This is a genomic window from Streptomyces sp. NPDC046985, from assembly GCF_040644415.1.
GTDB lineage: Bacteria > Actinomycetota > Actinomycetes > Streptomycetales > Streptomycetaceae > Streptomyces.
Window position 1 is genome coordinate 289,338 of record NZ_JBEYWK010000007.1, and the last position, 11,125, is coordinate 300,462.

The 11,125-nt window shown below is 72.5% G+C and carries 12 protein-coding genes; 5 read left to right on the forward strand and 7 right to left on the reverse strand.

Going from position 1 to position 11,125, the window contains the following annotated elements:
- Nucleotides 1–71 precede the first annotated feature (71 nt).
- Together ABZ861_RS12060 and sufC are read left to right on the forward strand one after the other, a co-directional pair.
- A complete protein-coding gene (locus ABZ861_RS12060; protein WP_361627786.1) occupies nucleotides 72–1,229 on the forward strand; it encodes a HoxN/HupN/NixA family nickel/cobalt transporter in 1,158 nt (385 codons plus the stop codon).
- A gap of 92 nt (nucleotides 1,230–1,321) precedes the next feature.
- Nucleotides 1,322–2,083 (forward strand): Fe-S cluster assembly ATPase SufC, encoded by a 762-nt coding sequence (gene sufC, locus ABZ861_RS12065; RefSeq protein WP_361627789.1) that lies wholly within the window; start codon nucleotides 1,322–1,324, stop codon nucleotides 2,081–2,083.
- A gap of 71 nt (nucleotides 2,084–2,154) precedes the next feature.
- Here the strand turns inward: sufC and ABZ861_RS12070 are convergent, their stop codons facing one another.
- Both ABZ861_RS12070 and ABZ861_RS12075 read right to left on the reverse strand, forming a co-directional pair.
- Nucleotides 2,155–2,658, reverse strand: a complete 504-nt coding sequence (locus ABZ861_RS12070) for an inorganic diphosphatase (RefSeq protein ID WP_361627792.1) — start codon at nucleotides 2,656–2,658, stop codon at nucleotides 2,155–2,157.
- Between the two features lie 283 nt (nucleotides 2,659–2,941).
- Nucleotides 2,942–3,709, reverse strand: a complete 768-nt coding sequence (locus ABZ861_RS12075; RefSeq protein WP_361627795.1) for a hypothetical protein — start codon at nucleotides 3,707–3,709, stop codon at nucleotides 2,942–2,944.
- A gap of 277 nt (nucleotides 3,710–3,986) precedes the next feature.
- Between ABZ861_RS12075 and crcB (ABZ861_RS12080) the strand changes: the two genes are divergently transcribed.
- From crcB (ABZ861_RS12080) to crcB (ABZ861_RS12090), 3 genes are read left to right on the forward strand one after another with little or no spacing between them, the layout of a single operon-like run.
- The gene (crcB, locus tag ABZ861_RS12080; protein ID WP_361627798.1) at nucleotides 3,987–4,472 is read left to right on the forward strand and encodes a fluoride efflux transporter CrcB; all 486 of its coding nucleotides are present in this window, start codon (nucleotides 3,987–3,989) and stop codon (nucleotides 4,470–4,472) included.
- Nucleotides 4,469–4,843 (forward strand): DUF190 domain-containing protein, encoded by a 375-nt coding sequence (locus tag ABZ861_RS12085; protein ID WP_361627801.1) that lies wholly within the window; start codon nucleotides 4,469–4,471, stop codon nucleotides 4,841–4,843. Before crcB (ABZ861_RS12080) ends, ABZ861_RS12085 begins: the two co-directional genes overlap by 4 nt.
- Complete coding sequence (crcB, locus tag ABZ861_RS12090) at nucleotides 4,840–5,214, forward strand: fluoride efflux transporter CrcB (protein ID WP_361627804.1); 375 nt, start codon at nucleotides 4,840–4,842, stop codon at nucleotides 5,212–5,214. The genes ABZ861_RS12085 and crcB (ABZ861_RS12090) overlap by 4 nt, the downstream gene beginning before the upstream one ends.
- Before the next feature lie 171 nt (nucleotides 5,215–5,385).
- Here the strand turns inward: crcB (ABZ861_RS12090) and ABZ861_RS12095 are convergent, their stop codons facing one another.
- The 5 genes from ABZ861_RS12095 to ABZ861_RS12115 form a co-directional block, all read right to left on the reverse strand.
- A complete protein-coding gene (locus ABZ861_RS12095; RefSeq protein WP_361627807.1) occupies nucleotides 5,386–6,600 on the reverse strand; it encodes an acyl-CoA dehydrogenase family protein in 1,215 nt (404 codons plus the stop codon).
- A 6-nt stretch (nucleotides 6,601–6,606) separates the two neighbouring features.
- Nucleotides 6,607–7,641, reverse strand: a complete 1,035-nt coding sequence (locus ABZ861_RS12100) for a phosphotransferase family protein (protein WP_361627810.1) — start codon at nucleotides 7,639–7,641, stop codon at nucleotides 6,607–6,609.
- Nucleotides 7,642–7,936: 295 nt separating this feature from the next.
- The gene (sbnA, locus tag ABZ861_RS12105; protein ID WP_361627813.1) at nucleotides 7,937–8,980 is read right to left on the reverse strand and encodes a 2,3-diaminopropionate biosynthesis protein SbnA; all 1,044 of its coding nucleotides are present in this window, start codon (nucleotides 8,978–8,980) and stop codon (nucleotides 7,937–7,939) included.
- 54 nt (nucleotides 8,981–9,034) lie between these two features.
- Nucleotides 9,035–10,108 (reverse strand): 2,3-diaminopropionate biosynthesis protein SbnB, encoded by a 1,074-nt coding sequence (gene sbnB, locus ABZ861_RS12110; protein ID WP_361627902.1) that lies wholly within the window; start codon nucleotides 10,106–10,108, stop codon nucleotides 9,035–9,037.
- 5 nt (nucleotides 10,109–10,113) lie between these two features.
- Complete coding sequence (locus ABZ861_RS12115; protein WP_361627816.1) at nucleotides 10,114–11,118, reverse strand: TauD/TfdA family dioxygenase; 1,005 nt, start codon at nucleotides 11,116–11,118, stop codon at nucleotides 10,114–10,116.
- Nucleotides 11,119–11,125 lie beyond the last annotated feature (7 nt).

The window sequence follows — 11,125 nt, forward strand, 5'->3', positions numbered from 1 at the left end:
GCGCCAGGAGGGCAGGAAGATGGGGTGCGCCGTCCCCCTTGGGGCACGCAGCCCCCGAAGGAGCCTTCCGGATGAACACCGCCCCTGGTCCCACGGTCGCCGAGGCCGCCGTCCGCGACGCCTCACGGTGGCGCCGTGTCCGCACGTCCATGAGCCGTGAGGAGTGGATCAGGGCCGGCGGCATGGCCGCGTTCATCCTGGCGCTGCACGTCGTCGGCTGGGTCACGCTGGTCGCCCTGGTGGCGCCCGAGCACTACAGCATCGGCGCGAGGTCGTTCGGCATCGGCATCGGCGTCACCGCGTACACGCTCGGGATGCGGCACGCGTTCGACGCCGACCACATCGCGGCCATCGACAACACGACGCGCAAACTGATGAACGAGGGACGGCGCCCGCTGTCGGTGGGGTTCTGGTTCTCCCTCGGCCACTCCAGCGTCGTCTTCGGTCTGGCCTTCCTGCTGTCCCTGGGCGTCCGGGCCCTCGCCGGCCCGGTCCAGGACGACGACTCCCGGCTGCATCGGGTCACGGGCCTCATCGGCACCACCGTCTCCGGAGCGTTCCTCTACGTCATCGCCGCGATCAACCTGGTGATCCTCGCGGGGATCTGGACGGTGTTCCGCGACATGCGCTCGGGCCGCTTCGACGAGGCGGCGCTGGAGGAGCAGTTGAACAACCGCGGCCTCATGAACCGGCTCCTGGGCCGCTTCATGAAGTCGATCACGAAGCCGTGGCAGATGTATCCGCTGGGGCTGCTGTTCGGCCTGGGCTTCGACACCGCGACGGAGATCGCGCTGCTGGTGCTCGCCGGCTCGGGCGCGGCCTCCGGCCTGCCCTGGTACGCGATCCTCTGTCTGCCGGTGTTGTTCGCGGCCGGCATGTCGCTGCTGGACACCGTCGACGGCTCCTTCATGAACTTCGCCTACGGCTGGGCGTTCTCCAAGCCGGTTCGCAAGGTCTACTACAACCTCACGATCACCGGGCTCTCCGTCGCCGTCGCCCTGATCATCGGCACCGTCGAGCTGCTCGGGCTGCTCGCGGACAAGCTCGACCTGCACGGCGCCTTCTGGGACTGGATCGGCGGCCTCGACCTCAACGTCCTCGGCTTCGTCATCGTCGGCCTGTTCTTCGCCACCTGGGCGGTCGCTCTGGTCGTGTGGAAGGTCGGCCGGATCGAGGAGAAGTGGACGGCGGGGCTGGCCGCGACCGCCGAGCCGCCGGTCGCAGAGTAGGGTGCGAGAAGAAACGATAAGAAAAAGGGGGAATGCGAACAAAAAGGAGGGAAAGGAAGAAGCGGGGAGTACCGGGGGAGAGGGGAACGCCCATGGCTGTCCTCGACATCCGCGGACTGCGCTGCTCGGTCCTCACTGAAGCCGGTCCGCGCGAGATCCTGCACGGCGTCGACCTGTGCGTGCGGCAGGGTGAGACGCACGCCCTCATGGGGCCCAACGGCTCCGGCAAGACCACCCTCGCCTACGCGCTCGCCGGCCACCCGAAGTACCTGATCACCTCGGGCACGGTGACCCTGGGCGGTGAGGACGTGCTCGCCATGAAGGCCGACGAGCGCGCACGGGCCGGGATCTTCCTGGCCATGCAGTACCCGGTGGAGGTCCCGGGCGTCTCGATGTCCAACTTCCTGCGCGCCGCCGTCACCGCGGTACGCGGCGAGGCGCCCAGGCTGCGCACCTGGGTGAAGGAGGTCCGGGCGGCCATGGAACGGCTGCACATCGATCCCGAATTCGCCGAACGCAACGTCAACGAGGGGTTCTCCGGCGGCGAGAAGAAGCGCCACGAGATCCTTCAGCTCGAACTGCTTCAGCCCAGGATCGCCATCCTGGACGAGACCGACTCGGGCCTGGACGTCGACGCGCTGCGCGTCGTCTCCGAGGGCGTCAACCGGGTGCGCGCCACCGGGCGGGCCGCCACCCTGCTCATCACGCACTACACGCGCATCTTGCGGTACGTCCGCCCCGACCACGTGCACGTCTTCGCCGACGGCCGCGTGGTGGACTCCGGCGGCCCTGAACTCGCCGACCGGCTGGAGGACGAGGGCTACGAGTCGTACGTGAAGCGGGCCCAGCACTAAGGTCTTCCGGCCTCCCGTTCGGGTCAGGTCCCGAGCCGGGCACGATCCAGACCAGGGACCGCGGGGCCCCGCTAGACCTTTCCGGTTTCCCGCCTGTCGCTGTCGCTGTCGTCGTCGGCCGCCGCCGCCGACAGGTACGCGGCGGCGGCCGCGGCGCCCTCGCAGCCGGTGACCCGCCAGCGGTGAGCGGGGTCGAGCCGGCGCAGGACCGTCGCCAGGGCGTCGTCGTCGGCATGCCAGGCGCGCAGCGCGTCCACGTCGCGCAGCGCCGCGAAGTTCGCGTCGTGCGTGGGCACGCACAGCACCTGCGACCGGGGGCGCCCGTCGGCCACGGTGTGCAGCAGGGCCACCGGGCGGGCGGAGACGCACTGCCCGGCCCGCGCGCGCTCCTCCATCAGCAACAGGGCGGCGACAGGGGCGCCGTCCTCGGCGCGGGTGCCGGAGACCGGGCCCGTGCCGACCGGGTAGCCGGTCACCCGGGTCGATCCCGCGCTCAGCAGGTCGTACCCGTCCGATCCGTCGCTCGGGGCGAACGGCGAACCGGCCAGCGCGCGAACCGCGATCGTCCACTCCATCGCGGGCACCTCCTGTGCACAGGCCGCGAGTCCTGGTCCGCGGGTCGCGGTCCACCTAGAGGCCATCGGCATGGTCCGCCGTACCGGTGCGGTCGTGCGGCAGTACGGCCGTGGCAGGGACCGTTCCGCCGGTCATGCGGTCGCGGCGGGACGGTCGTACCGTCGAGCGGTCGCGGCGAGTCCCCTCGCCCCTTCCCTTACATTTCCTCTCATTCTGCCGTCGTCCGCACCAGGGACGTCCCTCGCCGGCCGCCGCGGCGGACCGGTGCGCGGACGCGCGGCCCTACGCCCGGCCGACGTCCCGGCTCAGCTCCAGGCCGAGCACGCGGTCCAGGAGCGCGAAGGTCTCGAACCGGGCGCCGTCCGGGATCGCGTCGTCGGCCTCCACCTCGCGCAGCACGTCGAGCACGCCGGGAGTCCCCAGGTCGTCGGCGAGCGCGGCGTCGGCGCTTGCGGCGACGGCGGCGGGGACCGGCCGGGAAGGCGAGTCGGCCCATCGGGCCACCGCCCGGCGCCAGGCCGCGAGGGTGCGGCCCGCGTCGCGGAGCGCATCCGGCCCGAGAGCGACCGGCGTGCGGTAGGGAGCGGCGAGCAGGGCGAGGCGGAGGGCGAGCGGGTCCGTGCCGTCGCCGCCTGGGACTCCGTCCGCGCGCCACACGGGCGGGGTGTCCTGGGTGACGGCGCCCACGGTGATCCACGCTCCCGGCGCGTCCTCGGACGCCGGTCCGGCGGACACGTGGGCGTCCGCCGGGGCGATGTCGGCGCCGCCGTCCCCGTCGGGCGGCCGGATGTTGAGACCGGCCATCGCGTCGCGCAGCGTGCGGGCGCGGTCGGCTGACAGCCCCGCCCCGGCCAGCGCGTGCAGCACCTGGACCCCCTGCGCCTCCAGCGCGCGCAGCAGCACGTCCGCCACCAGCAGCGCCCGCACGTCGGCCGCGTCCACGCCCCGGCCGCCGGGCGCCAGGTGGACGCGCAGCCTGAGCAGCCCGCGCCGCTGAGCGGTGGGGAGTTCGTACGGACGGCCGGTCAGCCCGTCCCGAAGAAGCACCATGATCACGACTCTACGCCCGGCGCCCGTTCCGGGCAGCCGGTCCGCGACGGCGCGCGGCGGCCCGCTGAGGGGGCGCTGGCAGCCCGCTCGCGCGACGGCCCGCACGAGGGCGCTCGGAGGCCGCGGACGGGTCACGCTACCCTGGAGATCAGCGGCCCGAGCGGCCGCACGGCGGTGGGGCCCGCCGTACCCAACCGCGGCGACGCCGCCAACGGTCCCTGCTTGCGACGGAGTGCGCCCTGAAACCGGAGGGGCGCTGTGCGAGTAGGAGACCCGCGTGGGAGAGGCCGAATCCCGAGTGCTCCACGAACCCACTGACCCCGACGTCGATCTGCACGTCCGTGCGCAACGGCGTGAACTGCGGCGGGGACAGTGGCCGATCATCGCGGCGGTGGCCGCGGGCGGCGCCGTCGGCGCCTGCGCCCGCTACGGCGCCGCCCTGCTGTGGCCCACCGGGGCCGGGGCGTTCCCCTGGACCACGTTCTGGGTGAACGTCATCGGCTGCGCCGTCATCGGCGTCTTCATGGCCGTCATCACCGACGTATGGGCGGCTCACCGCCTGGTGCGTCCCTTCTTCGGCACCGGGGTGCTGGGGGGCTTCACCACGTTCTCCACCTACGCCGTCGACATCGAGCGCCTGGTCGAGCGCGGCCGCGCCGCCACCGGTCTGCTGTACCTGGCGGCCACCATGGTCGCGGCGCTCGCGGCCGTGTGGGCGTCGGCGAACCTCACCCGGCGCGTGATCGAGTGGAGGCAGTCATGACGAGGCTGACCGGCCGTGCCGTGCGGGTCACGGTCTTCATCGGCGAGAACGACACCTGGCGCCACAAGCCCCTGTTCTCGGAGATCGTGCACCGCGCGCACGCCGCCGGACTGGCCGGGGCGAGCGTGTTCCGCGGCGTCGAGGGCTTCGGCGCCACCTCGCGCATCCACACCAGCCGGCTGCTGTCGCTGAGCGAGGACCTGCCGGTGGCGATCGTCATCGTCGACACCGAGGAGCGGGTCCGGGCCTTCCTGCCGGAGCTGGACGAGCTGGTCGGCCAGGGCCTGGTCGTCCTCGACGACTGCGAGGTCATCCGGTACGGGGGCGGGAACGACGCGAGCGCCGGGCACGGCACGAAGGAGGGCGCGTGAACTGGCTGCTCGTCATCGCGGGCGCGGTCGTCGGGGCGCCGCTGCGCTACCTGACGGACCGCACCGTGCAGTCGCGGCACGACACCGTCTTCCCGTGGGGCACCTTCACGGTCAACGTGGTCGGCTGCCTCACCCTCGGCCTGATCACCGGGGCGGTGGCCGCGGGCGGCATGTCCTCCGACTTCCAGGTGCTGATCGGCACGGGCCTGTGCGGCGCGCTGACCACCTACTCCACCCTGTCCTACGAGACGCTGCGGCTCGCCGAGGAAGGCGCCCGCTTCTTCGCCGCGGCCAATGTGGTGGCCAGCATCGTCGCCGGGCTGGGCGCGGCCTTCACCGGGGCCGCGCTCGCCCAGGCGATCTGGGCCTGAGACCGCCGCTGCCCGACGGACGGGCGGCACTACGCCGGGCGCCACCGGCGACACCCCGGGCGCCGAGACGGCCGTGACGCCGAGACGGCCGTGACGCCGCGACGGCCGGTGGGGCGCCGCCAAGAGGCCCCCACCGGCCGTCGCGGAGACGGCGCCTCACCGGCGCGCCGCTCACCGGTACTTCTTCAGCTCCCAGCGGGCCAGCGAGCGCTGGTGCACCTCGTCCGGGCCGTCCGCGAGCATCAGCGTCCGCGCGCTGGCGTACAGCTCGGCCAGCGGGTAGTCCTGGCTGACGCCGCCCGCGCCGTGCAACTGGATCGCCCGGTCCAGGATGCCCACGACCGCCCGCGGGGTGGCGATCTTGATGGCCTGGATCTCGGTGTGCGCGCCCCGGTTGCCGACGGTGTCCATCAGCCAGGCCGTCTTCAGCACCAGCAGCCGCAGTTGCTCCACGGTGACCCGGGCGTCCGCGATCCAGTTCTGCACCACGCCCTGCTGCGCCAGCGTCTTGCCGAAGGCGGTGCGCGAGGCGGCCCTGCGGCACATCAGCTCGATCGCCCGCTCGGCCATGCCGATCAGCCGCATGCAGTGGTGGATGCGGCCCGGACCCAGGCGGGCCTGGGCGATGGCGAAGCCGCCGCCCTCCTCGCCGATCAGGTGCGACACCGGTACGCGGGCCTGGTCGAAGACGACCTCCGCGTGGCCGCCGTGGGAGTGGTCCTCGTACCCGAACACCTGCATCGCCCGCTGCACGGTGACGCCGGGGGTGTCGCGCGGCACGAGCACCATGGACTGCTGGCGCCGGAGGTCCGGGCCGTCGGGGTCGGTCTTGCCCATCACGATGAAGATCTTGCAGTCCGGGTGCATCGCCCCGGAGATGTACCACTTGCGGCCGGTGACGACGTACTCGTCGCCGTCCCGGACGATGCGCGTGGTGATGTTGGTGGCGTCCGAGGAGGCCACCTCCGGCTCGGTCATCGCGAACGCCGACCGGATCTCGCCCGCGAGCAGCGGCTCCAGCCACTGCTTGCGCTGCCGCTCGTCCCCGAACTGCGCCAGCACCTCCATGTTGCCGGTGTCGGGCGCCGCGCAGTTGGTGGCGGTGGGCGCGAGCTGCGGGGAGCGGCCGGTGATCTCCGCGAGCGGGGCGTACTGGAGGTTGGTCAGCCCGGCGCCGTACTCGGCGTCGGGGAGGAACAGGTTCCACAGGCCCTGCCGGCGGGCCTCGGCCTTCAGCTCCTCGACGACCGGCGGGACGTCCCACGGCGAGGCGAGGCGCGCGCGCTGCTCGTGCGCGACCTCCTCGGCCGGGTACACGTGCGCGTCCATGAAGGCGAGCAGCCTGGCGCGCAGCTCCTCGGTGCGCGCGTCGAATGCGAAGTCCATGACGGTTCAGCCCTCCTGGAGGCCCTCGTGGAGCGTGGTCAACCCGTGCTGGATGAAGACGGGGACGAGGTCCCCGATGCGGTCGAAACCGTGCCCGACCGTCTGGCCGAGCGTGTAGCGGTAGTGGATGCCCTCCAGGATCACGGCGAGCTTGAACCAGGCGAAGGCGGTGTACCAGGGCAGCGCGGAGACGTCCCGCCCGGAGCGGGCGGCGTAGCGCTCCACCAGCTCGGCGGGGGAGGGGTGCCCGGGGGCCTCGGCGGTCGTGGACACCGGCGAGGCGGCCGTGCCCAGCGGGGTGCAGTACATCGCCAGCAGGCCCAGGTCGGTGAGCGGGTCGCCGAGCGTGGACATCTCCCAGTCCAGGATCGCCGCGATCCGGTCGCCGTCGGCGATCAGCACGTTGTCCAGGCGGTAGTCGCCGTGCACCACGGCGGGCGCGGGGGAGGCCGGCAGCCGGCGCCCGAGAGCGGCGTGCAGTTCGTCGATGCCGGGCAGCTCGCGGTTGCGGGAGGCGTCCAGTTGCTTGCCCCAGCGGCGCACCTGCCGGTCCAGGAAGCCGTCGGGGCGGCCGAAGTCGCCCAGTCCCGCGGCGGCGGGCTCCACCGCGTGCAGCTCGACGAGGGTGTCGACCAGCGACAGCACCACGTCGCGGGTGCGCTGGGCGCCCAGCGGGGCGAGCTGGTCGGCGGTGCGGTACGGGGTGCCCTCGACGAACTCCATGACGTAGAAGGGGGCGCCCAGCACGTCCTCGTCCTCGCAGAGCAGCACCGGGCGCGGCACCGGCACGCTCGTCGGGTGCAGCGCGCTGATCACCCGGTGCTCGCGCTTCATGTCGTGCGCGGTGGCCAGCACGTGGCCGAGCGGAGGCCGCCGTACGACCCACCGGGAGGCGCCGTCCTCGACGGCGTAGGTCAGGTTCGACCGGCCGCCCTCGATCAGCCGGCCCGTCAGGGGCCCGCTCGCCAGACCGGGCCGCTCGCGGTCGAGCAGGCCGCGCAGCCGGTCGAGATCGAGGCCGGGCGGGTGGTCGGGGCTCATGCGGCGCTCCTGGGAACGAGACGACAGCGGGACCCGACCATCATCCTGACTAGTCGGTATGTCGTCCAGAGGCGCGGACGCCGAAGTGATCCGCGTCTCCGCCCGCACCGCGCTGCACCGCGTACGCCCACCCGCACCACGCCGCGCCCACCCGCACCTCACCGCGCCCACCCGTGCACGCCGCGCCCGCGACGGCGCGTCAACCGGACGGCATGCGGAACCGGTTCCGGGCCCGGCGCGCCGATGGGGCGCGCCAGGCGCCGCCGCGCCCGCGCGTCCCGTCGGCGGACGCTCTCTAGGACGTGCCGCTGCGGTCCACGGCGGGGGACATCGTGTCCGCGCCGGACGAACCCATGATCACCTCCCGCGCGTCGAGGTCGTGGACGCCGTCCAGGACATGGGCGCCGTACAGGTCCTCCAGCCAGGTCCGCTGGTAGATGGTGTCGAGATAGCGCTCGCCGAGGTCCGGGGCGATGGCCACCGCGGTGAGGTCGCTGCCGCCGTTGCGCGCCAGCCAGCCCATCGCGCCGCTGACCACGGTCCCGGTGGAGCCGCCGAACAGGAACCCGCGCCGGGCCAGCCGGTGGCAGGCGCGGATGGTGTCCGCCTCCTCCACCTGGATCACCTCGTCGACGTAGGACTCGTCCAGCAGCGGCGGGCGCATGCTCATGCCCAGGCCGGGGATCATCCTCCGGCCCGGAGCGCCGCCGAAGGCCACCGAGCCGACGGTGTCCACCGCGACGATCCTGACCGGCCGTCGCTGCTCGCGGAAGTAGCGCGCGCAGCCCATGAGCGTGCCGGTGGTGCCGGCGCCCACGAACAGCACGTCCAGGTTCGGGAACTGGCGGGCGATCTCCGGCGCGGTCCTGCGGTGGTGCGCCCGCCAGTTGCCGGGGTTGGTGTACTGACTGAGCCAGACGTACCGGTCGTCCGATGCGCACAGCTCGCGGACGTAGTCGATCCGGGCGCCGAGGAAGCCGCCGTTGGAGTCGACGTCCGCGATGACGTGGACTTCGCTGCCCAGCGCTTCCATCAGCAGCCGGGTCGACAGGTTGCAGCGGGAGTCCGTGACGCACAGGAACCGGTAGCCCTTGCTGGCCGCGATCATGCTGAGCGCGACGCCGAGGTTGCCGGACGAGGACTCGATCAGGATGGAGTCCTCGGTCAGCAACCCTTCGCGCTCGGCGGTCTCCACCATCTCCACGGCGGCCTTCAGCTTGATCGAGCCCGCGAAGTTGAACCCTTCGCACTTCAGGTACAGGGAGTGCCCGAAGATCGGCTCGAGGTCGACGAAGAGCTGGCCTTCGTTGAAGGCGTAGGGAGCGGATATGACGGGCACGCTGGCCTCCTGATGCCTTGGGCCGAGGGAAGGGACGATCAGCCGAGAGGACGATCAGCCGTAACGGCGCAGCTCGTGGAAGAAGTCGTCGACGACGCGGAGCTGCCCGGAGCGGGCCACCTCGTCGTGGACGTATCTTCCGACGGCTAGGTCGAGGACGCCGAGGCCGAAGGGTGAGAAGATCACGGTCCGTCCGGCCGGTGGCTCCACCCGGCCCGTCAGGACGTCGTCCAGCGTGCCGTCGAGGAAGTCCCGGCCGCCGGTGGCCTGTTCGGCCAGGTGCGGGGAGGTCTCGGCCTTCAGGCAGTGCTCGACGTCGTCGACGAAGTTCGCCGAGGAGAGCAGGATGCGCGGATCGAGATCGCGCAGCGACACGTGCAGGACGACCGGGTGGTGGTCGAACCAGGTCGGATCGGTGACGTGCGGGCTGCCCGCTACCGTCGCGAAGACCACCAGATCGCTGGAGCGGATCAGCTGCTCAGGGCTGTCGTGGACGGTGATCTCCGCGGCGCCGCCGTTCTCGGCGTCGGCCTGCCGCAGGTAGCCGCAGAAGCCGGCCGCGCTGTCGGCGGACACGTCGTACACGCCCACCGCGTCGAAGTCCCAGCCGGTGCCGGCGAGGAACGTGTGGATGTACCGGGCGATCAGACCGGTGCCGAAGAAGCCGACCCGCGTCGGACGGGGCCGGTTGCGGGTGAGCCGGTCCGCGGCCAGCGCGGCGGACGCCGCCGTCCTGGTGGCGCTGATGATGGAGCTCTCCAGGCAGGCGAACGGGTAGCCGGTGTCGTGGTCGTTAAGGATCAGGACCGCCGACGCCCGGGGGATCCCGGCCGCGACGTTGTCCGGGAAGCTGGAGATCCACTTCAGCCCGTCCACGGCGTCCGCTCCGCCGACGGAGGCCGGCAGCGCGATGATCCGGGACGCGGGCCGGTCGGGGAAGCGCAGGAAGTACGAGGGCGGGTTCACCGTCCGGCCGCCGCCGTGCAGCCGGTAGGTGGCCTCCACCAGGTCGACGATCTCCTTCTCGCGGCCCTGGAGCGCCTGCTGGACCTGCGCTCCGGAGATCACCGCGAAGCCCGGCACGGGGCCCGGCCGCACGGCGGCGCCGTCGGCGGCGGGGGACGTCATCGAGGTCATCGCCGGTTCCTCTCCGGGGTCGTGCGGGCCTCGGCCAGAAGCCGGGGCTGGGCCATGGACACCAGCACCTCGCGGGCGCCGCTGAACGGCTCCCTGCTGTGCGCGGTGCGGATGTTGTCCACGAGCAGCAGGTCCCCGGACTGCCAGGGCTCGCGCCGGGTGTGCTGCTCGTAAGTCGCGTTCAGCAGCCGCACGACGTCCTCGCCGATCGGGGAGCCGTCCCCGTAACGGGTGTTGAAGGGCAGCCCGTCCTGGCCGTACTCGTCGACCAGGTACTCGCGCACCTCCTCGGCCAGCGTCCACTCGTTGAGGAAGGCGATCTGGTTGAACCAGCAGCGGCGGCCGGTGACCGGGTGCCGGACGACGGCCGGGCGGCGCTGCACGGTGCGCAGCGCGCCGTCCGGCTGCCAGAAGAAGTCGATCGCGTGGGCGCGGCAGTAGTTCTCCACCGTCTCGCGGTCCTCGGTGCCGAACGCCTCGGACAGGGAGGCCCCGATCTCGTCGTTGTAGCTGCGGGTGAGCTGCCAGCCCTCCCGCTCGAACCGCTCCACCAGCTCCTCGGGCAGCGCGTTCAGCACCTGCTCCGCGTCCGCCACGGCGGTCGCGCCGCCCTCGGCCGGTGCGGTCAGGCACGCGAACAGCATCAGGCCCGGCACCCGCAGGGCGTAACTCAGCTCGTGGTGCATGCACATCGGCTGGTTGTCCGGCCACGCGGTGGAGGAGTACAGCCCCGCGCCGTACGGCTTGCGCGGGGCGAACGCCTCCCGCTCGGGTATCAACTCGCCGGCGAGGCCCGTGAACACCGCGCGCACCTGGTCCGGTTCGCGCAGTCGCAGTCCGCGCACCAGCAGTGCGCCGTGCTCGGTGACCTGGGCGCGCAGCGCCTCGCCGTACTCGGCCGCCCAACCGGCCGCATCGACCGGTGACTCCATCCGCAGGACGGGGGGTCCGTCCGGCCGCAGCTCCACCTCCAGCAGTGACGCTGGGGACGAGAACGACATGTCGGTT